Here is a 23,907-nt window from a genome sequence, read left to right as displayed (position 1 = left end):
TAATTTCATGAAAATCTACAGAATAAATTTCACGCCAGCAACTATCCGTTACGCGGCAACTCAACCCGCGCCAGCAATCCTTGGCCGCTACGGTTGCTCAACGTCAGTTCTCCGCCCTGCTCGCGCACAATCGCCCGCGCCGCCGACAGCCCCAAGCCTACGCCCCCGGTGTCGCGGTTGCGCGAAGCCTCCAGGCGAAAGAACGGATCGAACACCTGTTCCAACGCCGCTTCGGGGATACCGGGGCCTTCGTCGCTGACCTCGATACAGATCGAATACTCATCACACTTCAATGCAATGCCCGGACGCTGCGCATACTTCAGCGCATTCTCCAGCAGATTGACGATCACCCGTTTGATCCCCAGCGGTCGCCCTTCGTACACCAGATGCGCCGGGCCATCGAAATCGACATTGATGTGCTGATCGCGGTAGTCGTCGACGATGGTTTGCAGCAGCTCCGACAGATCGAATGCCGTGGTCTGCTCGCGGTGCGTGTCTTCGCGGAAGAACGCCAGCGCGGCGTTGATCATCGACTGCATCTCTTCAACGTCGCGAATCAATTTGCCCTGATGATCGAGGTCTTCCATGAACTCACTGCGCAAACGCATGCGTGTCAGCGGTGCGCGCAGGTCGTGGGAAATTGACGCGAGCATGTGCGTGCGCTCGGCGATGAAGTGCTGGATCTGTGCCTGCATGGTGTTGAAGGCGATGATCGCCTGACGAATTTCGTCGGGGCCTTCGAGTTTGATCGGCGGTGCGCGCAGGTCAGTGCCGAAGCGTCTGGCGGCACGCGTGAAACGCTGCAACGGATTGGCCAGTTGCCGGGTGGCGACCCAGGCGACGAGCAATGTGGCAATCAGTCCCAACGCGATGACGATCACAATACGCACGCCAAATTCCAGCCCCCAACTGCGCTCCGGCGGGATAAATGACAACCAACTGCCATCGACCAATTGCAAGACGGCGGCGTAATGCGCCTGGGGACTGCCATTCGGCCAGTCGCCTGGGCTGAACACCTCGATTTTTCGATCATTGCCCAGCAGTTGCTGCAGCACCGGCACCCTGCTCGCTGGCAGGCGAAGGCCGTCATTGGGCAGATCGAAATCCGCGCGCTGTGCTTGCCACGACACGTGCAGCATGGCGCTGCTCGCGGCGGCGGCCAGTTGCGGGCGCAGGTTGGCCGGGGCCGCTTCGATCACCCGCGAGGTCGCGGCAATCTGCTCCAGCAGGCCGGTGCGTTCAATCGGTGGCCGCGCCCAGATGCCGGCGACTTGCACGAACAGCGCATTCAACGCCAGTGACGCGACCATCGCCGCCACGATGGTCAGGGCGATGTGCCGGCGCAGGGTGTCGCCGCGCAACAGTCGGCGGATCATCAGCGGCTGACCTTGGCAGTGAACAGATAACCGCCGTTGCGCACCGTACGAATCAGGTCCGGGCGCTTGCTGTCCGGTTCGATCTTGCGGCGCAGGCGGCTGACTTGCACATCGATGCTGCGATCAAAGGCGTCATGGCCGTGGCCGTGGGTCAGGTCGATCAACTGTTCGCGGGTGAGAATGCGCTGCGGGTGATCGAGGAAGACCACCAGCAAATCGAACTCGCCGCCGGACAGCGGAATCATCACGTTTTCCGGCGAGCGCAATTCGCGACAGGTGATGTCCAGATGCCAACCGGCGAAACCGATCACCGGGCGTGAAGGCTCGACCGGGCTGCGCTGTTCGCCAGCGCGGCGCTGCAAGGCACGTATGCGAGCGAGCAATTCCTGCGGGGCGAAAGGCTTGGTCAGGTAATCGTCGGCGCCCAACTCCAGACCGACAATGCGATCGCTCAGCTCGGCCATGGCCGTGAGCATGATGATCGGAATGCCCAGCTGCGCGCGCACCTTTTGGCACAGACTCAGGCCGCTTTCGCCGGGCATCATCAGGTCAAGAATGACCGTGTCCGGACGGTTCTGCGCGATCGCCGCCCACATGGCCTCGCCGTGCGGCGCCACGTCGACTTCATAGGCGTGCTGCACGAAGAACTTCTTCAGCAGCGCGAGAATTTCCACGTCATCGTCGACGAACAGCAGTCTGCTCACAGTTACAGAATCCATGCACCAAAAAAAGCCAATCTAAAGCCATTTCGCCGCCCGGGTCATTTATTTCAATCGAGCAACATTTCTACCCGCCAGACATCAAGCGGACATTCTCTGGCAAAACCTCGCGGGCATTCTGCGGCCATTCCAATCCAGGGGGTTCGCATGAAGCTATTGAACGACAACCATTGCGCCGGGGGGCACAACAGCAATCGTCCCTTGATCCTCAGCCAGCGCACCGCGGCGCTCGGCCCTGATACGCCGATCGTGTTTCAGGAGTCTTGCCTGAGCGTGTCCAGCGATCAGAGCCGGATCGTCTTGCGCCGCTACTTCGAGCAATTCAGCCCGACCAATGCGCACTGGGTCGAATACGTCCACAGCATTGCCGCCGCCGACTTGATCCAATGGATCATGAGCCACGGCCAGTTGCACATCGAATGCTCGGATAGCATCGCCACGCAACCTCACAAGGAAACCCGTTAATGACCCGCACGCATTCGCTGTCGCTGGCCCTCGCCACCACCCTGAGCCTGTCGGCCTGCAGCAGTAACAAGGTCGAACACAGCGGTTTTCTGCATGACTACAGCGTGTTGAGCGAGCGCCAGTCACCGTCCGGTCAGCCTGTATTGGCGTGGGTCAGCCCGGCCCTCGCCCGGGGTCGATACACGCAGGTTTATCTGGCGCCGAGTCAATTTTACCCGAGCGCCGAGCCGACTCTGCGGATTCCGCTGAGCACATTGTCTGGGGTCACCGACTACTACGACGCCGCGCTCAGGCTGGAGTTGGGCAAGGTCATGCATCTGGTCAATCAACCGGGACCGAATACGCTGGTGGTGCGCCCCGCCATCACCCAAGTGGCGACCAGCACTCAGGGTTTGCGCTTTTATGAGTGGCTGCCCGTCACCCTCGTCGCTGCGGGCGTAAGCACGGCGACCGGTATCCGTGATCAGGACAGTCAGGTCGCTACCGAGGTGTCGTTCGAGGACGGTTCGACCGGCGAAGTGATTGCCGAAGTTATACGCAAAGGCACTGGTGTGCCGCTGGAGAACGACAAACAGGTGCTGACTGCCGACGACGTCAAAGTGGTGCTGGATGGCTGGGCCAGCGACCTCGGTAAATCCTACGCAACCCTGCGCCGGTAACCACATTCCCCTGTAGGAGCTGCCGAAGGCTGCGATCTTGTTGGGACGCGGAGCTTCCCCGGCTGCATTCCCACGCAGAGCGTGGGAACGATCAATCGCAGCCTTCGGCAGCTCCTACACAGGTGCGTCAGGAAAAAAAGCGCCGAGCAGTGAATTATTTCGTGTCCTCATGTATCTGAGCCAAAGAGTACGCGCCATCAAAAAGATGGCATCTACGCGGCACGATGGATCAGCAAAGAGAAGACCCGGATGAAATCACGCAAGAAAACCGTCAAGCCGATCGGCCTGAACGACATCACCATTGTCGACGACGCCAAGATGCGCAAGGCGATCACCGCCGCCGCACTGGGCAATGCCATGGAATGGTTCGACTTTGGTGTCTATGGCTTCGTCGCCTATGTGCTCGGCAAAGTGTTCTTCCCCGGCGCCGACCCCGGCACGCAAATGATCGCCGCGCTGGCGACCTTCTCGGTGCCCTTCCTGATCCGGCCGCTGGGTGGCTTGTTCTTTGGCGCTCTGGGCGACAAGTACGGACGACAGAAAGTCCTCGCCGCGACCATCGTGATCATGTCGCTGAGCACCTTTGCCATCGGCCTGATTCCGTCCTATGCCTCGATCGGCATCTGGGCACCGATCCTGCTGTTGCTGGCGAAAATGGCTCAGGGTTTCTCGGTTGGTGGCGAATACACAGGCGCTTCGATCTTCGTCGCCGAATATGCGCCGGACCGTAAACGCGGGTTCCTCGGCAGTTGGCTGGACTTCGGCTCGATTGCCGGTTTCGTCCTCGGTGCCGGGGTGGTGGTGTTGATCTCGACGACGCTGGGCGAAGCCAAGTTCGAGGAATGGGGCTGGCGCCTGCCGTTCTTCCTCGCCCTGCCGCTGGGCATGATCGGCCTCTACCTGCGTCACGCCCTGGAAGAAACCCCGGCATTCCAGCAGCACGTCGAAAAGCTTGAGCAAGGCGATCGCGAAGGCCTCGCCGGCGGCCCGAAAGTCTCGTTCAAGGAGGTCGCGACCAAGCACTGGCGCAGCCTGATGACCTGCATCGGCGTGGTGGCGGTGACCAACGTTACCTACTACATGCTGCTCACCTACATGCCGAGTTACCTGTCGCACAACCTGCACTACAGCGAAAACCGGGGCGTGTTGATCATCATCGCGATCATGGTCGGCATGCTCTTCGTGCAGCCGGCAATCGGCTTTATCAGCGACAAGATTGGCCGCAAACCCTTCATCGTTGTCGGCAGCATCGGCCTGTTCATTCTGGCGATCCCGGCGTTTATGTTGATCAACAGCGGCAAGATCGGGTTGATCTTCGCCGGCCTGCTGATGCTGGCCGTGTTGCTGAACTTCTTTATCGGCGTCATGGCCTCGACCCTACCGGCGATGTTCCCCACGCACATTCGCTACAGCGCGCTGGCAGCGGCTTTCAACGTTTCAGTGCTGATTGCCGGTCTGACGCCGACCGTGGTCGCGTGGCTGGTCGAGAGCACCAACGATCTGTACATGCCGGCGTATTACCTGATGGTCATCGCCGTGGTCGGTCTGGCCACCGGCGTGACGATGAAGGAAACCGCCAACAAGCCGTTGCGTGGCGCTGCGCCGGCCGCCTCCGACCTTGAAGAAGCGAAGGAACTGCTGCAAGAACACCACGACAACATCGAGCAGAAAATCGAAGACATCGACGCCGAAATCGCCGCACTGGAAGCCAAGCGCAAGGAACTGGTGCAGCAGCACCCGCGGATTAACTGATTCCGCGCAACCACCGCAAACCCGGCACTGGCCGGGTTTGTGCCATCTGCAGCACGGGCGCCGCGGCGCTCATCCCTTTTTTATCAGCTAGCCTTGAATCCGGTCGCACGTCATTCAAGGAGCCCGGCCGCACACGTCATTAGCACCGACCTGTCGTGGCTGACCCTGGCCACCGGCTTGCGCCGTGGCGGTCGTGGCATGCTCGCGCAGATGCAGCCGTGGGTGCCGAAAGCCTGATCACGGCGCGTTGACCACCACATACGTCACATCACTGCCCTGATACTGCGGCTGGTACCAGGTCGAGCCGCACTGCATGTAGGCGACGTTGTAGCGAATCACCTGCACACAACTGCTGGGCATTTGCGCCGGGGTAAAGATCGCTCCCACCACCGCTGCCGTGACCGCCACGGTAGCTGTCACTGCCGCCGCCGTCGCTACCGGATGGTAGTGATCGTCGTAGCCATAACGGCCATGGCCGTCGACATCAATATCGACATCGCGACTGTTGTCGATGTTGACGTTGCGGTTGCCGTTGTTGACGTACCTGCGATTGCCGACGTTGTTGCCGGCGTTGACCCGATTGCCCGAATTGACCCGATTACCGGCATTCACGTGATTGGCGCGTTGCGGCGCATTGATCCGCTGCGCCCGTTGCGCGTTCGGCGCCGGCGCGCGGTTGACGTTGGCGCGGGCATGGCCCTGAGCGCGTTGCCCCCGGGCATCGGCTTCGGCGACATAACCGGCGGTCAGCAGCGTGGCAGCGGCCAGCGATAACAACAGACTCCACGTTATCGACTTGTTCATCTCACTGCCCTCCCTGATCACTGGCTTTTTTAAACGCAATCGCCACATCGCCTTTCCCCGGTTTGAAGGTGAATTGCGTGTCCGGAATGGTCGGCTTGAGGTTCCACTGATACACCGCGCTGTACTCGGGAAAGCTCTTATCGTCGGTGGTGGTGATCACCAGTTTGCACGGCAAGGGTTTGTCGGAGCGGGTCAGCCACAACTGCCAGTCAATACCTTCCTGGCGAAACGCCAAATGGTCGCAGAGCTGGCCCTTGATGACCGACGGCCCTACGTACAGCGCGGCTTTCAAGGCATCGATCTGCGCCTGATCACTGCCGAACAGAAACAGGTCCTCCATCGGCACCTGCACACCGTAGTAGCTCTCGACCTTGTGCAGGGTTTCCGCGACGGTGGCCGGCGCATCAACGGTGGTGTAGTACTTCAGGTACGGCGAATACTGGGTGAGCTTCTTGCCGTTATAGAAGAACTCGCGAGTGCGCACATCGCCTTCGCTTTTCGCATACAGGCGATCATGGCCGACCACTTTCAGGGTGTTGGCGGACTCGGTCTTGATCTTCTGCCCGGACTCCAGAACCGTGTCGCGCGAGACTTGGGCATCGACCTGAAATTTCGGCAGGCTGCGCAGGTAATTGCCCATGTCGATCAACTTGTCGACCACTTGCGGATTGATCAACGGCGCATCGTCCGTGGCCTCGGCAGTGGGCGCAGGCGGCGGGTCTTCAGCGCGGGCTCCCGGCGCGAGCACCAGCGTGAACATCAGGCAGACAATACTGGCTGGGGCTTTCATCGGTTGCGCTCCTGTCCCTGCGTTGGGCGTTGCGCCGCATGGGCGACTGACTGACCAGCCTAGACCTCACCCTTGCTGTGCGCCAATACGCACAGACACACCGCGCATTGATGGCAATAGGCTGTTATCGCGCCCCGTTGCAAGTCCCTGAAGTTCGCTGGAAAAGCGTAAGAAACGTCCTACGCTGAATTTGTCCGTCGCCCGGCGTCGGTACTCATTGGATGGATTCAGCAGGCAGTACGAGGCCGATCATGCAAGGTTCACGCAATGGATTGTCCGGCGCCCATTGGCGCCCGCAACGTCAGTCACTGGCGTTGGAACCGAGAATTCTGTTCGACGGCGCCGCCGCTTCGGCGGCCGCCGATCAACATCACAGCGATCCCGCCGCGCCACCGGCCGCCGTGGACGCCCAGGTTCCTCACAGCACGCCCACCGAGGGCCGCGCCAGCGAGCCAGCACCCTCTGCTGCACGCAGTTTGCTGGTGATCGACAGCCGCATTGAAAACCGCGATCAACTGGTCGCGCAGTTGCCGGGTAATGTCACCGCGATTGTGGTGAATGTCGGCGAAGACGGTCTGGCGGCGATCTCTGCGGCGTTGGCGCAACTGGGCAAGGTCGATTCGATCCAGATCATGTCCCACGGCGCCTCCGGGCAGTTCACCCTGGGCAACCGCACGGTCAGTTCGGACAACATCGACTCGCTGGGCAAGACCCTCGGACAATGGCGCAACAACCTGACCCAAGGCGCGGACATTCAGCTCTACGGTTGCGATGTCGGCGCCGGTGCGGCCGGGCAAACCCTGGTCAGCGAACTGGCACGCTGGACCGGCGCCGATGTCGGCGCCTCCAGCAATGACACCGGCAGCAGCAAGGCCGGCGGCGACTGGACCCTGGAAACCCGCGTCGGTGACCTCGACAAGAGCATCGCCATCAGCAGCCTCGCGATGGCGCATTTCGACGGATTGCTGGCCGATGCCGCGCCGACCGCGACGGTGTCCACCGGCGGCAGCGATGTACTGCTTGGCGACCGTTTCACGTTTACCGTGAACTTCAGCAACACCTCGACCCAGGTGGGTTACGCGCCATTCATCAACCTGGCGATGCCGGTCACCGGCAAGGATGGCGACGACGGCGTCAATTTCATTTCGGCCACCTACCTTGGGCAAAACCTCATCAGTCACGTGGTGACCTTCGATGCCAATGGCAACGCCACGCATCCACTGGCCAAAGACGCCAACGGCAACTTCCTGATCATCAACGCCGCCACCTACGGCATGCGCGCCGGCGACAAACTGGTGGTGATCGAGTTGCCTTTCGCCAGCGTCACCAACCAGCAACCGGTGATTGGCGTGCAGATCACCGCCAGCCTGAGCAATCTGGCCGACACGGCGTTTTCCAATGGCAGCCCCGACCTGACCATCCGCGCCAGTGGCGGCTTCGAATTCGGCAATGACGCGCTGGACAACCCGACCAACGATCCGAGCCTGATCCAGGCCGGCACTGCGGCTTTCGTCGTGCACCCGACGGTGATTACCGTCAGCGAAACGATCAATACCCCGGAAGGCGAAACCGCCACCGGCCCCAACTACGTGCGCACGCTGACCCTGTCGGCGACGCCCGCGCCGGGCCAGACGTTGAGCAACGTCGTCGTCACCCAACCCCTGCCCGACAACATCCAGGTCAACTCGATCACCCCCGGCGCTGGCGGTCGGCTGACCTCGATCACCCTGCACGACGGCACCGTGGTAACCAATGCTGCGCAAATCGCTGTGCTGATTGCGGCCAACGACGTCTACATCAATTCGTTCACCGTGGAGTACGCCAGCCTCACCGGCAAGACCGACACCGTGGTCGCGTTCTACGTGCCGGAAGTCGACGCCAACGGTCAACCGGTGATCAACCCGGTCACCGGCGACGCGGTGACCGTGACCCTGGGCCCGCCGACGGCTTCGGGGCAATGGGTGCCACTCGATCCTCGCGACGTCACCGCACCGAACACCACCATCGATTTCAGCGGCACCGGCCAGAGCACACAGTTCATCGCCAAATCGATCACGCTGCTGAAAACCGCAACGATGCAGAACGACATCGGCCACAGCGGCATCAGCCCCGGCGACACCCTGCAATACACCCTGAACCTGGCGATTTCCGACTACTTTGCCTTCGGCAAGGACTTCTTCAACGAAGGCCAACTGGTCATCCGCGACCAACTCAGCGATGGCCAGACCCTCAGCGGCACGCCGACCCTGACGGTGACGATCAACGGTGTCGCGCAGACCATCACCCTGGTCACCAGCGTGGTGAACAATGCCGACGGCAGCACCTCGATGGTGTTCGATATCGCCCAGTCGCTGCGCAATGCGTTCAACAACATTCGCGGCTGGCTCAATGGCGACCTGGCCTTCGACGACACGTTGCAGGGCGCCGTGGTCGCGGTGTTGAGCTATTCGGCCATCGTCGGCCAGACCTACAAGCCGCCTTCAGGCAACCCGCACCCGGACATCAACGAAGGTGACGAACTGGGCAACACCGCCACGGTAGACGGCACGCTGTTGGTCGATCGCTTCAACCTGACGGGCGAGAGCGAAACCGATGGTTCCACCACCACCAGCGTGATCCCTACCAGCAACGTCGATATCAATCTGGTCGAGGTCAATAACGGCGCACCGCCGGGCAACGGTGAACTGCGCCCCGGCGATGAAGTGACCTTCGAGCTGAGCTACGACTTGATCACCGGCGACTACGAGCAGTTCAAACTCACCGCGTACCTGCCGCTGCCGCTGTTCAATGTCAGCGGGATCACCTGGGGCTCGGGCAGTGATGTCGGCCAGTGGCAACTGGGCGCGGGCAATACCAATGCCGGCGGTGTGGTCAGCGTCACCAGCGCCGACGGCAACTCGGTGGTGTTCGATTTCGGCAGTTTTGCCACCAACACCACCACCGGCAGCCGCATCGTCATTCGCTTCACGGTCCGGGTCGGCGATCAGCCATTTGCCGACCAGCGCTCGCTCGACGTCCTCGCACAATCGAGCCAGCAGACCACCCTCACCGACCGCACGCTGATTTCCTCCGACGTTGTCGCGATCGTGTCGGTCGCCGAGCCGGTGCTCAATATCAAGCACGGCGTGGTGTCCGGTTCCAACGGCACGGTGACCGGCACCAGCGGCAGCTGGAATCCGCCGGGCATCACCGGCAAGCCGTTCAATGGCAACGTCACCGACCTGTCGGCGGTCGACGGCAACATCAGCAATATCGACGGCGCCGACCGTTTGCGCCTGGTCACGGCGATTGAAAACAGCGGTGGTGGCGGCGCATTTGACGTCAGCACCAGCATCACCCTGCCCTCTGGCTTGAGCTTTGTCGGCGGCAGCCTGGCGGCGGCCAACCTGCAGATTTATCGCGGCGACGGCACGCTGCTGGTGTTGGGCACCGACTACAGCGTCAGCGGCAACCAGATCACCTTTCTTGATGCGGGTGGCCAGGCCAGTCTGTTGGCCGGGCGCAGCGGCACGGCGGCCGATACCAGCGGCGCCAACGTCGTGGTAATCAGCTATGACGTCGTGGTCAGCGCAACCATTGAGGCCAGTCGCAGCCTGCAATCCACCGCGACCCTGAGCAATTACGCCAGCGTCAACGGCGGTACCGATTTCACCCCGACCGACCTCACCGATCTGGCCAGCCAGCAGATTGCCGCGCCGGTCATCAGCAAAGTCTTTGCCGACGGCACACTGGACAATGGCGACTCCAGCGCCAGCCACACCAATGGCAGCGATCTGGTGGTCGGCGAAAGCATGCGCTACGACATTGTCATCACCCTGCCCGAAGGCACCACACAAAACCTGCGCATCGAAGACCTGATTCCGCCGGGCATGCGCCTGGACACCAGTTTCAACGGTGGCCTTGGCTACCAGATCATCACCACCCGCGCCGGCAGTGGCGCGCTCGGCGCCGATTTCGCCGGCAGCGTGCTGGTCGGTGGTTTCGCCGGGATCGGCGGTACATTGGGCAGCGACGGGGTCGATGGACGCTGGACTTTCAGCGTTTCCAGCGTTTCGGCGGACAACCAGACCGGCAACAACACCTTCGTGATTCGTCTGCAACTGGTGGCCAACAACGTCATTGCCAATCAGGCCAACGTCTCGCTGCAGAACAATGCACAGTTGGTTTACAACGACCCGGATGGCGACACGCCGAACGGTGCGGTCACGCTGGATCGCAACGTTGCCCTGAGCGGTGGCCAACCCACCGTGACCCTGCGCGAACCGACCTTGCAGATCAATCAGGTGATCACCTCGACCTCGGGCCTGGGCGGTTATGACCAGGGCGACACGGTGACTTTCAATATCACCATCACTAACGGCAATGGCAGCACCGATTTCAGTGCGTTCGACATCAGTTTCCTCGACACCCTGCCGACCCAGCTCAGCAACGTCACGCTGGTCGGCGTGCTGTATCAGAACGGCGCCACCAACAACGGCGGGGTTGCCTTCGAAATCGTCGGCGGCCAGTTGCGCACCGCCAGCGGCGCCAATATCGACATCGCCAAGGGCGGCAGCATCGTTTTGCAACTGCGCGGCATCGTCAACGCCAGCGCCGCAGCGTTATCTAACATCGCCAACGTCGCCAGCGTGCAATGGACCAGCCTCGACGGCGGCAATGCCGGCGAACGTACCGGCGTTGATGGCGTGCTCAATGGCGGCACGCTCAACGATTACCGTAACCTGTCGACTTTGTTGATTCCTGTGGCTCAGGCCATCGAAATATCCCGTGTCGGTGGCCTGCCGGACACGGCGGCGCCGAACCCGACCTCCGCAACCGTCGAACAAGTCACCGTCGGCGAAGTGATTCGCTACCGCGTGGTGGTGCTGGTGCCCGAAGGCAACAACCCCAACTATCAGGTGCAAATCACCCTGGCCAACGGCTTGCAGTTCATCTCCCCGGATGCGCTGGTCAATGCCCTGCGCATTGCGTTCATTTCCAACGGCGGGCTGACCAGCGACGCCAACCTGATCGTCGGCGGCACGCTGAATATCGACGGCAACGAAAACAGCCCCGAGGCCCTGCCGATCACCGCCGACCTGTCAGGTCTGGCGCCGCAAGGCATCTTCGACCCCAGCCGGCTGACCGTCGTCACCAACCCCGATGGCAGCCAGGTTGTGACGTTCAACCTCGGCAACGTGGTCAACGGCAATGGCAACGACGACGATCTGGAAGGCATCTCGATCGAGTTCAACGTGCGTGTGACCAACATCGCCGCCAACATTGCCGGCGCGCAACTGGCGGTAACCGCACAGGAAATCGTCAACGGTGCCGGGCGTGCGGTCAGTGACACGGTGTTTGAACGGGTGGTCGAGCCGAGCTTCAGCGGCCTCGACAAGCAGATTGTCGCGTTCAACCCAAACCCTGCCGGCAGCACCGGCAACGCGACGGTGCAACTGAGCTTTACCCAGAACGGCGGCCTGCCGGCGTTCGATGCGCGCGTCAGCGACGGCTTTGCCGGCGGCAGCAATTACACCCTGCTCAGCGTCAGTATCAATGGCGTGAGTTACGGCCCGGGCAACCTGCCGGCGGGAATCAGCTTCAGCACCAGCGGCGGTTTGAGCGTCAACTTCGATCAACTGAATGTCGGCGCGCAGATTCAGGTGCGCTACTCGGTCGACTTGCCGAACTCGACGATTATCGCCAGCAGCAACGCGACACTGACCTGGAGCAGCCTGCCCGAAGACTTCACCAGTTGGGGCGGCAACAGCGTCGGGGTCGATGGTACCGCCACCGGCGAGCGCGACGGCAGCGCCGTCGGCCCGAACCAGTACATTTTGCGCGACACCGCCGGGCTTGGCGTGATCACCGGCACCTTGTGGAACGACACCGCCAGCCCGACCGCCAGCGCCACACCGGACGGCGCCGGTCTGGCCGGGCAAATAGTGACCCTGACCTGGGCCGGCGCCGACGGCCGCCTCGACACTACTGCCGACAACCTGCAATTCACCACCACGACCGATGCCAACGGCCAGTACCGCTTCGGCGTGTTGCCGCTGGGCGTGTTCCGTATCGATGTGCCCGCAGGGTTGGTCAGTTACCCGCAACCGGTGGGCGATCTGCGCGTGCGCGTCGACAGCGATGCCGGCACTCTCGGCCAGATCACAATCACGTTGGGCGATGCCGACACGCAAAGCGCCAACGCCGGTTACGTCGAACAGAACGACGCGCCGGTCAACACCCTCCCCGGCACGCAAAACGGCCTGGAAGACGTGGTGCTGAATATCGGCGGCATCAGCGTTGCCGATGTCGATGCCAGCCGTGATCCGAACGTCAACGACCGCGCCATCAGCGTCATTCTCACGGTCACTCACGGGACACTGTTCCTCGGCGCGACAGTGCCGGGCGTCACGATCAGCGGGGCCAATACTGCGAGCATGACCTTGACCGGCAACCTCGCCGATATCAATACCGCGCTGGCCAGCCTGCGTTATCTGGGCAATGCCAACTTCAACGGCACCGACACCCTGACCGTGCTCAGCAACGATCGTGGCAACTACGGCGATGCCGATGGCGACGGTATTCCCGGCACGGCCGCCGATGCGCTGACCGACACCGACACCCTGCAAATCGTCCTCGCCGCCGTCAATGACAACCCGGTCGGTGTCAACGACAGCGCCACGGCACTGGAGGCAGGCGGCAGCAACAACGCTTCCGCTGGTATCGACCCACGCGGCAATGTGCTGAGCAATGACACCGACGTCGACATCGCCACCAACGCCGACCAACTGCACGTGGTTTCGGTCGGCCCCGGCGCCGGCATTCAGACGCCGGTGCTCGGTGTCACCGTGATCAATGGCCTGTACGGTCAGTTGGTGATTGGCAGCAACGGTTCGTACCAATATGTCGTCGATAACAACAATGCGGCCGTGCAGGCCTTGCGCGTGTCGGGCCAGACCTTGCAGGACAACTTCAATTATGTGCTCGCGGACCTTGCCGGTGAGACTTCGACGGCCACGCTGACTGTCACCTTGCAGGGCGCCAACGATACGCCGCAGGGCATCGACGATGACGGCGTGGCCGTCGAGGCCGGCGGTGTCAACAACGGCACACCGGGCAGCGATGCCACCGGCAATGTGTTGACCAATGATCAGGACGTCGACAGCGCCGCCAATGGCGAAACCCGCACCGTGACCGGCATCCGCCCGGTGGCCGAGGCCGGTTCTGGCAACTTCACGGCTGTCAGCGGCGCTACGGCGATTGCCGGGCTCTACGGTACGTTGACCATCAATCCCGACGGCACTTACAGCTATGTGGTCAACAACAGCAACGCCACGGTTCAGCGGCTCAGCGCCGGCCAACAATTGGTCGAGTTCTTCAGCTATCGGCTGACCGATACCGGTGGGCTCGACGATGTCGCGCAACTGCGCATCGTCATTCAGGGCGCCAATGACAACCCGGTTGCCAGCGATGATGCGGCGTCGGCACAAGCCGCGTCGAGCAATGGCGCAGCCTCGGAAAGCAATCCGAGCGGCAACGTGATTCAGTTCCCCAGCCGCCCCGGACCGATCACCCAACCCGGCGGCAACGGCGTCGATCAGGACGTCGATGCCAATGACCAGCCGAGCAGCCAGTTGCTGGTCAATGGCGTGATCAACAAAAGCGAAGCCAGTTACAACCCGGCCGTCGACGTGCTGAGCGGTGTGGCCACCGGCACCACCTCAGCCAACGGCACCTTGGTGACAGGCCTTTACGGCACCTTGCGCATTGGCGCCGATGGCTCGTTCTTCTATGACGTCGACAGTACCAATGCAGCGGTCCAGGCCTTGGCGCCAGGGCAGACATTGACCGAGTTCTTCACCTACCGCGTGACCGACACCTCCGGCCTGACCGACACCGCGCAACTGGTGATTACCGTCCACGGCGTCAACGATCCACCCGTGGCGCAAAACGTCATCGCCGTTGCCACCGAAGCCGGCGGGATCAACAACCTGACGCCGGGCGTCAACCCTTCGGGCGACGTCACGGCCAACGATACCGACCCCGATGGCGACCCGTTGACGGTCACGCTGATCAAGTCCGGCGCGAGCGGCGACCCGGGCACACCGATTGCGGTGAATCTCGGCGGCACGGTGATTGCCGGGCTGTACGGCACGCTGACGATTTTCCCCGACGGCAGCTACGTCTATGAAGTCGACAACAGCAACCCTGACGTTCAAGCCTTGCGCCGCAGCGCCGATCTGCTTTCCGAGCGCTTCACCTACACCGTCAGCGATGGCGTCGGTGCTACACCGCAAACCGACACCGCGGAAATCATCGTGCTGATCCGCGGGCAGAACGACAACCCGCTGGCCAGCGATGATTCCGGCGTGGCTATCGAGGCCGGAGGCCTGAACAACAGCCAGCCCGGTCAGGACCCGACAGGTAACGTGCTGGACAACGACACTGACGTCGACGGCGGCGAAATCCCCGGCGATCTGCCCAATTACGACTATGGCGAGACCCGCGCGGTGTCCTCGGTGCGCACTGGCAGCGAAGCCGGAACCGGTAACGCTGGCGTTCTCGGCACCGAATTGCGTGGCACTTATGGCTGGTTGACGCTGAATGCCGACGGCAGCTACAGCTATCGCCTCGACAACAGCATGGCCGCCGTGCAGGCCTTGCGCGCCGGCAATACGTTGCTCGATGCGTTCAGCTACGAGGTGATCGACGCCGCCGGCGCCGGTGATCGTGCGACGTTGAACATCACGATTCAGGGACGCAACGACACCCCGGTCGCGCAGAACGACAGCAATACCGCGGTTGAGGCCGGCGGCTTGAACAACGCCACGCCAGGCACCAATCCGAGCGGCAACGTGCTGAGCAATGACAGCGATGTCGACGGCAACGGCGAAGTGCTCAGTGTCATCGGGGTCAATCAAGGCTCGTCGGTGGGCCTGATCGGCAGCGGGTTCAATGGCACCTACGGCGTTCTCACCCTGAATGCCGATGGCAGCTACAGCTATGTGGTCGACAACCTCAATCCGCTGGTCCAGGCGCTGCGCAATAATGCCGACACCCTCACCGAAACCTTTACCTATCAGATCCGCGACCTGGCCGGCGCCACCAGCAGCGCGACGCTGACCATAACCGTGCGCGGGGCCAACGACAACCCGATCGCCAGCAACGACAGTGCCGTGGCGGTCGAGGCCGGCGGAACGTTCAACGGCACGCCCGGGGTCAACCCAAGCGGCAATGTGCTGAACAACGACAACGATGTCGATGCCAACGACGCCAAACTGGTCACCGGCATCCGCACGGGCAGCGAAGCGGCCGGCGGTGCCTTCACCACCGTTGCCGGCGCACAGACCTTCAACGGTTTGTACGGCACGCTGACCGTCAACACCAACGGCACTTACAGCTACGTGGTCAACAACAACCTCGCCGCCGTGCAGGCGCTGAAAGTCGGCGATTCGCTGGTGGAAACCTTCACCTATCGCCTGCGCGACATCGCCGGGGCCACCGACACTGCGCAACTGAGCATTCGCATCGACGGCGCCTGGGATGCGCCGGTCGCGGCCAACGATACCGTGCTGGCCGTGGCGGACAACGGCAAGGGCAATGGCGTGAACCCAAGCGGCAACGTGCTGCCCAATGACACCGACGTCGACCAGGGTGACAGCAAGACCGTTACCGGCATTCGTTTCGGCACGGAAGACGCCGGCGGCAGTCTGGCCGGGGTCACGGCTGGCACCGACAACAGCAACGGCACGCTGATCAACGGACTCTACGGGCAGTTGATCATAGGCGCCGATGGCAGCTTCACCTACAACCTCGATTCGAACAATGCGGCGGTGCTGGCTTTGGGGCCGCTGCAATTTCTCAATGAGCGCTTTACCTATCAGGTCAGCGACCGTGGCGGGCAGAACGATCTGGCGGAAATCCACATCATCATTCGCGGGCGCAACATTCCACCGGTGGCCAACACCGACACAGCGACGGCGATCGAGGCCGGTGGCAGCAACAACGATCAACCCGGTCTCAACCCCGGCGGCAATGTGCTGGACAACGACACCGATGCCGAAAGCGATCCGCTGTCGGTGATCGGCATTCACACCGGCACCGTCAACGCTATCGGCGCGGTCGGCAGCGTCGGCACCTCGTTGCGCGGTTTGTATGGCGACTTGCTGATCAATGCCGACGGCAGCTACACCTACACCGTCGACAACAACCTTGCTGCCGTACAGGCCTTGCGTCAGAGCGGCCAGACCCTGAATGAAGTGTTCACCTACACCATCGTCGATCGCTGGGGCGACACCAGTACCGCCGAATTGCGCATCACCGTCGATGGCCGTAACGACACACCAGTCGCCACCGATGACAGCGCCACGGCGATCGAAGCCGGAGGCGTCAACAACGGCACGCCGGGCAGCAACGCCACCGGCAACGTGCTGGACAACGATACGGATGTCGACAGCGTCGCCAATGGCGAAGGCAAACAGGTGCAAAGCGTCAGCAATCAGGCCGGCCAGTCAACCGGTGCCGGACAGGTGTTGATCGGTCTCTACGGGCAACTGACGCTGAATGCCGATGGCAGTTACACCTACGTCATCGACAACAACAATCCCGTGGTGCAGGCCTTGCGCACTGCGGGCGAAACCCTCAGCGAAACCTTCACCTATCGCATGCTCGACGCGGCGGGCGCGACCTCGGACGCACGGCTGACGGTGGTCATTCAGGGCGCCAACGACGCACCGGTCGCGCAGAATGACAGCGGGTTTGCCAGCGATCAGTCCCCTGCCCCGCAAACCACCGGCAACGTGCTGCCCAACGATGGCGACATCGACGGCAATGACAGTCTGGTAGTGGTCGGCGTACGCACCGGTGCAGAAGCCGGTTCCGGCACGGAGGGCGTGATTGGCCAGCCGATCATTGGCTTGTACGGAACACTGGTACTGAACGCCGACGGCAGTTACACCTACACCATCGATCAGAACAACCCTTCCGTACTCGCCGCCGCCGGCCTCGGGCAGATTCTGCGCGACGTGTTCACCTACACGATCAACGACCGTGCCGGCGCCAGCGATCAGGCCGAACTGGTGATCACCCTCGACATCGCCACGCCGTTCATACCGGCACCCGGCGGCAATAACTTCGAGCGTGATCCGAACACTTTGAACCGCAACTTGCTGATTCCTGATCCACAGCCGGCAATCTTCGTCACCCCGGTGGTCGAGCGCGCCGCTGAAATCTCCGAACTCTCGGCCTGGGGCGTCGATGGCAGCAACCTGCGACTGGCGGCGGTCGGCGAGTTCACCAGCGAATCAGTGGGCAATGGTCTGGGCCTGGTGCCGGGGCAATTCGTCGCGCAAGCGGTGCGTACCAGTCGCCTCGAAAGCGAACTGGACCTGCTGTGGATTCAGGGGCGTCAGGGCCGTACCGGTTTGAGCGCCGATGGCTTGTTGAGCGACCCGTCGCTGTTCACCTTGAACCCGGCCGACCTGACACACAGCCCGGCACACGCAGAAAAGCCTCATGAAAAACCACGGGCCAAGGGCTTCAGCGCGCAATTGCGCGATGCAGCGCAACGGCGCACGCCACGGTAAAGCGGTCGACCTGAAGAAAAATTCGAAGAATGCAAAGGAATGAACATGCGCCTACACGCGAACCGGCTTCTCAGTACCGCCATCGCTTCTGCACTGTTGCTCAGTGCTTGCTCATCAACGGAGCCGAAACCCTCCACCGACGAAGAAAACCGTCAACGCATCATCGCCGACCAGTCACGCATGTATTCCGGTCAGGAGCCGGTCACCGCGCCGATCACCTTTTACGAAGCCGCCGCGCGGGGCCTGAAATACAACCTCGACTACCGTCTCAAACTCATGGAAAGCGCGCTTGCCTCGGACCTGCGCGATGTTTCCAGCCATGAAATGCTCCCGCGTCTGGTTGCCTCGGCCGGTTATGCCGGGCGTGACAATGATTCCGGCGGCACCTCGATCGGCATCGAAGACCGTCAGGTCAGCTTGCGTCCATCGACCTCCGAAGAACGCTATCGCGAAGTCTACGGTCTGGGTTTGAGCTGGAGTCTGCTGGATTTTGGCGTCGCGTATTACCGTACCCAGCAGAAATCCGACCAGATCCTCATGGCCGAAGAGCGCCGGCGCAAAGTCGCGCAGAACGTGCTGCAGGACGTGCGCAATGCCTATTGGCGGGCGCTCGGCGCCCAGCGTTTGATGCCGGAAGTCGACAAACTGCTGATGCGCACCCACACCGCACTGACCTCGGCCCGCCAGGCGGAAACCCGTGGCCTGCTGCCGCGTCAGGAAATCCTCGCCTATCAGCGCGCGCTGCTCGATTCGATCTACTTGCTGACCGTGCGCCGCCAGGATCTGGAGTTCGCTCAAGCCGAGCTATCGGCGCTGATGTCGCTGCCGCCGGGTTCGAAAATGATCCTCGCCGACATGCCCGACCCGCCGCTGCCGGAAGTGCGCCAGAGCATGGCGCGGCTGGAACAGCTGTCGTTGGAAAATCGCCCGGAAATCATGGAAGAGTGGTACCGCAAACGCGTCAATCAAAAGGATCTGGAGATCGCCAAGGCGCAGCTATGGCCGAACGTCAGCGTCGATTTCGGCTACAAGTACGATTCCAACAAATACCTCTACAACAACGACTGGATGAGCACCGGTCTGCAAGTGTCGATGAACCTGATTCGTCTGCTGCAACTGCCGTCGTTGAACGCGGCGGAAAAATCCCAGAGCGAAACCGACGACACCCGGCGCGTGGCGCTGTCGATGGCGATTCTCACCCAAGTGCGGGTCGGCACCCTGCGCTATCAACTGGCGCGGCAGGAGGTCGAGTTTGCCGAAGACAGCCTGCGCGTCGATCGCAGCCTGCTCGATTATGCGCAAGCGGCGAAAACCGGTGCGTTGGGCTCGGAACTGGAAGTGATTCGCTCCGAGGGACGTTATCTGCTCTCGCGTTATCAGCGTGAAGCGGCGTTCTCCAGTGCGCAGGCCGCATGGGGGCGGATGTACAACTCGGTCGGGCTGGACGTGCTGCCCAAGGAAATCTCGCAACACGACATCAAGACCCTGGCCCGGGAAATCCAGCGCACCTTGAACGAACAAGAACAACAACGTCTGCTCGCTGCCACTTCGCAAGGAACGCCGAATGCGCAAAATCGCCCTTGAGTGCCGTTTCGGGGCCCTGTTGTTGGCCAGTCTGATCGTCCCTGCCCACGCTGAAGAAACGACTTCGGCACCCACACTGGAAAGCGCCAGTGCGATTCGCGTGTTGCTCGCCGCCGAACTGGAAACCACCCTGTCCAGCCAAATGGCCGGCACCTTGGGCGAACTGAAAGCCGGGTTCGGCGAACAGGTCGCCAAGGCCCAATTGCTAGCCCGCTTCAACTGCAATGAAGCCGAAGCGCGCGCGAAAGTCGCGGCGGCGGAGCTGGCCATGGCCAAACAGAACCTGCAGGCCAAACAACAACTGCGCCAGCTCAACGCGGTGGGCGATATCGAAGTGTCGATGGCCAACACCGAAGTGCAAAAGGCCGACGGCGCGCGGGCCATGGGCGCGGCGCAAAGCAGTTACTGCCAGGTGCTCGCACCGTTTTCCGGGCGTGTGGCCAAGGTTTACGTCAAGCCTTACCAAACGGTTACGGCCGGCACGCCGCTGTTCGATCTGGTCAGTGACGGTGCACTGAAGGTGCGCCTGAACGTACCGTCCAACCTGCTGAAAACCCTCAAGCCCGGCCTGCCGCTGCAGGTCAGCATCCATGAAACCGGCAAGACCTATCCGGCCCATGTCAGCGGCATCAACTCACGCGTCGATGCAGTAGCGCAAACCGTTGAACTGGAAGCGAAGCTCGACAACAAGTACCCCGACTTGATGGCCGGCATGAGCGGCACCGCGCAGTTCGAGCAAGACGCGCGCCCATGAGCATGAACGAGCCGTTGCCTCACCCTCACCTGCTGCTCGAACTCGATGCGCTGCGTGATAAAGCCATGGCCGCTGACTCGCTGAACAGCCTGGCGTTCAGCATGGCCAACGACCTGTACCCGCTGCTGCCCTTTCATCAGGCGCTGGTGTTCGCCCAGCGTGAGTCATCGCTGGAGCTGTTGAACGTCTCGGGGCTGTCACGGCCCAGCGAAGACTCGCCCTATCTGGTGTGGCTGCGCCGTGCCAGTCGCTGGGTCGCGGCGCAAGTACCCGATGCAGAGCCGGTGTGGCTGTCCCAGGACAGCGCCAGTCCACCGCTGGACATCGCCGAAGGCTGGAACGAATGGTGGCCGTCGGGGCTGTGGTGCGTGCCAGTGCAGGATCGCGACAATCAACGGTTGGGCTTATTGCTGCTGTTGCTGGAGCAGGAACCGCCGGCGCTGTTGTGGCACCACCTCAAGGGGCTGGTCAGCACCTGGGCCTATTGTTGGTCAGCGCTGACCCGGCGCAAGGGCTTGCGGCGCTGGCGGCCCAATCGCAAACAACTGCTGCTGGTGTTGATCGTGCTCGCGGCCCTGCTGCTGTTGCCGGTGCGGCAAACGGCTTTGGCGCCGACTGAAATCGTTTCGCGGCAGGCGCAGATCATCAGCTCACCGATTGATGGCGTGATCGAAAAGATACAGGTTCGACCCAATCAACCGGTGGAGGCTGGAACACCTCTGTTTGCGCTGGACGAAACCACCCTGCGCAGCCGCGCTGAAGTGCTCGGCAAAGAGGTCGCGGTGGCAGATGCCGAGTTGCAGGCAGCCAGCCAAAGGGCCTTCGATAACCCGCAGAGCAAAAGCGAACTGACCTTGCTCGCCGGTCGCGCGCAGCAACGCCGGGCTGAGTTGGCCGCGGTGCAGGCGCAACTGAAACGTACACAAGTGTTGTCGCCAAAGGCCGGCGTCGCGGTGTTCAGCGACCCCAATGACTGGCTGGGCAAACCGGTGGTGACCGGCGAGCGCATCCTGCAAGTGGCTGACCCGACGCAACCGGCCATGCTGATTCAACTGGCCGTGGCCGATGCCATCGCCCTGGAACCGGGCGCCGAGGTCACGCTGTTTCTCACCGCCTATCCGCTGACGCCCCTCAAGGGGCAGATTCTGGAAACCAGTTATCAGGCGCGGCCCAGCGATGAGGGTGTGGTCGCCTACCGCTTGCTCGCCAGCATTGAGGGCGCCCCCGAACATGCGCGCCTCGGCCTGCACGGCACGGCGAAGCTTTACGGCGGGCGGGTCATGCTCGGTTATTACTTGCTGCGCCGGCCGCTGGCGACGCTACGCGCCTGGAGTGGCTGGTAATGCTCGACCCGGCAGATCTGCCGGTGCCGCCGCTGCGCGAAGACTTGCGCCTGAGCGAAGCGGCCCATGGCAGCAACGGCGAACCGGCGTGGGTGATTCAGGACACGGTGATCAACCGTTTCTACCGCATCGGCTGGCTGGAATTCGAGTGCCTGCTGCGCTGGGGCCAGTCGCCGCGTCAGATCAGCGAGCAGATCGCCGAAGGCACCGCGCTGAAACCGGATGTCGAGCAAGTCCTCGATTTTCGCCAGTTCCTTGAACAGCATCAGTTGCTGCGCGCCGGTCCCGCTGCGCTTGAACGGCTCAAGAACAAAAGCGCAGAAGGCAGTTGGCTGACCTGGCGCTGGTGGCTGCACCATTACTTGTTTTTCCGCATACCGCTTCTGCGCCCGCAACAGCCGTTGCAATACCTGGCGCGAGCGCTGGGTTGGCTGTTTCATCCGCTCACCGGAATTATCGTGCTGAGTCTGAGCCTGCTTGGGATCATTCTGGTGTTGCAGCAGTGGGATGTGTTCACCAGCGCGGTGGTCGAGTCGTTTTCCACCGAGGGCCTGTTCAGTTTTGCCCTGGCGCTGATCGTCGCGAAAACCCTGCATGAACTCGGCCATGCCTTGGTCGCGACCCGGCTCGGTTTGCGCGTCGGGCACATGGGCATTGCGTTTGTGGTGATGTGGCCGATGCTCTACACCGACACCGGCGAGAGCTGGAAACTCAGCCGTTCACGGCAACGTCTGGCGATCGCTTCGGCGGGAATCGTGACCGAGTTGTCGCTGGCCGGACTGTCGACGCTGGGCTGGGCGTTGTGTGATCCCGGCGCATTGCGCAATGCCCTGCTCTATCTGGCAACCACCAGTTGGCTGTTATCACTGGCGCTGAACGCCAGTCCGTTCATGCGCTTTGACGGCTACTTCATCCTTTCCGATTTGCTCGACTTTCCCAACCTGCATGAACGCGCTTCGGCGCTGGCGCGCGTCACCCTGCGGCGCAATCTGTTGGGCTTGCAGGAAGACTGGCCGGAAACGTTTCCGAGCGGTCAGCGGCGTTTGCTGGTGACCTTCGCAATCATCACCTGGGTTTATCGGCTGGTGCTGTTTCTGGGGATCGCGCTGGCGGTCTATCTGTTTTTCTTCAAGCTCTTGGGGATTTTCCTGTTCATGGTCGAACTGTCGTGGTTTATCGCCCTGCCCGTGATGCGCGAGCTGGGCCACTGGTGGAAAAACCGCGCGGCGATTCCGAGCCGGCGCAAAGTGGCGTTTTACGCGATGCTGCTGTTGATTCTGCTGGGTTTGGCGATGCCATGGCGCACGCAGATCGATGCGGTCGGCGTGGCCCGCGCCGAGCACCAGTTGCGCGTGTATGCGCCCTACCCGGCGCGCTTGCAATCGATTCACCCGCACGGCCCGGTCAAGGCTGGGGAAACCCTGGTTGCCCTGGACGAGCCGGACATCGCCTCGCGCCTGCAATCCAGCGAAGCCAATGCGCGCAGCTATGAGGCGCGGCTGTCCGGGTTGATCGCCGATCCCGGCGGCCTGGCCGAAGACGCCGTGACTCGCCAGCGCCTCAATGTGCAATTCGAAGAAGCCCGCGCCGCCCGCTCGGAAATCGCCCGGCTGAACCTGCAAACGCCGTTTGCCGGGGTTTGGCTGGACGTCAATCCTGACTGGAAAGCCGGGCAATGGGTCGGCCGTCAGGAGTCGCTGGGTATGCTGATTGATCCGCGCAGTTGGCAGGTCGATGCTTATGTCGCGCAGGATCAGGTGCACCGCATGGCTACCGGAGATCACGTGCGTTTCTATGCCGATGGCCAGACCACTCCGCTGTCTGGCCGGGTCGTGCAGATCGGCAGCACCCGCGCCAGTCAGCTATCGCACCGCATGTTGTCGTCACGCTTTGGCGGGCCCGTGCCGACGACCAATGCCGAACATGCGCTGATCCCGAGCAACGCGCTGTTTCAGGTGTTGATTCAGCTCGATGAGCCGTTGCCGAGCCTGCGCGAAACCCGCGGGCACCTGAAGATTGAGGGTGAGCGGCGCAGTTGGCTCGCCGACGGCGCGACTCATGTGCTGGCGGTATTGATGCGCGAAAGTGGTTTCTGAC

The 23,907-nt window shown here is 62.1% G+C and carries 13 protein-coding genes; 9 read left to right on the top strand and 4 right to left on the bottom strand.

The window, feature by feature from the left end; translation table 11 throughout:
* Positions 1-41: 41 nt before the first annotated feature.
* A complete protein-coding gene (locus CKW38_RS05590) occupies positions 42-1,376 on the bottom strand; it encodes an ATP-binding protein (protein WP_095112116.1) in 1,335 nt (444 codons plus the stop codon).
* Entirely contained in the window at positions 1,376-2,095 is a 720-nt protein-coding gene (locus CKW38_RS05585) for a response regulator (protein ID WP_095112115.1), read from the bottom strand. Before CKW38_RS05585 ends, CKW38_RS05590 begins: the two co-directional genes overlap by 1 nt.
* 147 nt (positions 2,096-2,242) lie before the next feature.
* On the opposite strand from CKW38_RS05585, the gene CKW38_RS05580 reads away from it, so the two are divergent.
* The 4 genes from CKW38_RS05580 (at position 2,243) to CKW38_RS30140 (ending at position 5,208) form a co-directional block, all read left to right on the top strand.
* On the top strand, positions 2,243-2,560 hold the full coding sequence (locus tag CKW38_RS05580) for a hypothetical protein (RefSeq protein ID WP_007913297.1): 318 nt from the start codon (positions 2,243-2,245) through the stop codon (positions 2,558-2,560).
* A complete protein-coding gene (locus CKW38_RS05575) occupies positions 2,560-3,219 on the top strand; it encodes a DUF3313 domain-containing protein (protein WP_095112114.1) in 660 nt (219 codons plus the stop codon). Before CKW38_RS05580 ends, CKW38_RS05575 begins: the two co-directional genes overlap by 1 nt.
* A 249-nt stretch (positions 3,220-3,468) precedes the next feature.
* Positions 3,469-4,971, top strand: a complete 1,503-nt coding sequence (proP, locus tag CKW38_RS05570) for a glycine betaine/L-proline transporter ProP (protein ID WP_038361543.1) — start codon at positions 3,469-3,471, stop codon at positions 4,969-4,971.
* A 93-nt stretch (positions 4,972-5,064) separates the two neighbouring features.
* Complete coding sequence (locus CKW38_RS30140; protein WP_176472278.1) at positions 5,065-5,208, top strand: hypothetical protein; 144 nt, start codon at positions 5,065-5,067, stop codon at positions 5,206-5,208.
* Here the strand turns inward: CKW38_RS30140 and CKW38_RS05565 are convergent, their stop codons facing one another.
* Together CKW38_RS05565 and CKW38_RS05560 are read right to left on the bottom strand one after the other, a co-directional pair.
* Positions 5,209-5,775 carry a hypothetical protein gene (locus CKW38_RS05565; protein ID WP_095112113.1) on the bottom strand — a complete coding sequence of 189 codons (567 nt, stop codon included), beginning with the start codon at positions 5,773-5,775 and terminating at the stop codon, positions 5,209-5,211. It abuts the gene before it with no gap.
* Between the two features lies 1 nt (position 5,776).
* Positions 5,777-6,565, bottom strand: coding sequence for a DUF2092 domain-containing protein (locus CKW38_RS05560; protein WP_095112112.1), 789 nt, complete (start codon positions 6,563-6,565; stop codon positions 5,777-5,779).
* A 251-nt stretch (positions 6,566-6,816) separates the two neighbouring features.
* On the opposite strand from CKW38_RS05560, the gene CKW38_RS05555 reads away from it, so the two are divergent.
* The 5 genes from CKW38_RS05555 to CKW38_RS05535 are packed head-to-tail and all read left to right on the top strand — an operon-like array spanning position 6,817 to position 23,906.
* Positions 6,817-18,129, top strand: coding sequence for a VCBS domain-containing protein (locus CKW38_RS05555; RefSeq protein WP_095112111.1), 11,313 nt, complete (start codon positions 6,817-6,819; stop codon positions 18,127-18,129).
* Between the two features lie 45 nt (positions 18,130-18,174).
* Positions 18,175-19,713: a TolC family protein gene (locus tag CKW38_RS05550; RefSeq protein ID WP_095112110.1), complete on the top strand. Its 1,539-nt coding sequence runs from the start codon at positions 18,175-18,177 to the stop codon at positions 19,711-19,713.
* A complete protein-coding gene (locus tag CKW38_RS05545; protein WP_007913315.1) occupies positions 19,694-20,467 on the top strand; it encodes an efflux RND transporter periplasmic adaptor subunit in 774 nt (257 codons plus the stop codon). Before CKW38_RS05550 ends, CKW38_RS05545 begins: the two co-directional genes overlap by 20 nt.
* A complete protein-coding gene (locus CKW38_RS05540; protein ID WP_176472286.1) occupies positions 20,464-21,810 on the top strand; it encodes an efflux RND transporter periplasmic adaptor subunit in 1,347 nt (448 codons plus the stop codon). Before CKW38_RS05545 ends, CKW38_RS05540 begins: the two co-directional genes overlap by 4 nt.
* Entirely contained in the window at positions 21,810-23,906 is a 2,097-nt protein-coding gene (locus CKW38_RS05535; RefSeq protein ID WP_095112109.1) for an HlyD family efflux transporter periplasmic adaptor subunit, read from the top strand. The genes CKW38_RS05540 and CKW38_RS05535 overlap by 1 nt, the downstream gene beginning before the upstream one ends.
* Position 23,907: the final 1 nt, after the last annotated feature.

The sequence above is a fragment of the Pseudomonas sp. Irchel 3H7 genome (assembly GCF_900187605.1).
Classification (GTDB): Bacteria; Pseudomonadota; Gammaproteobacteria; order Pseudomonadales; family Pseudomonadaceae; genus Aquipseudomonas.
This window is presented reverse-complemented; position numbering and strand designations above follow the sequence as displayed.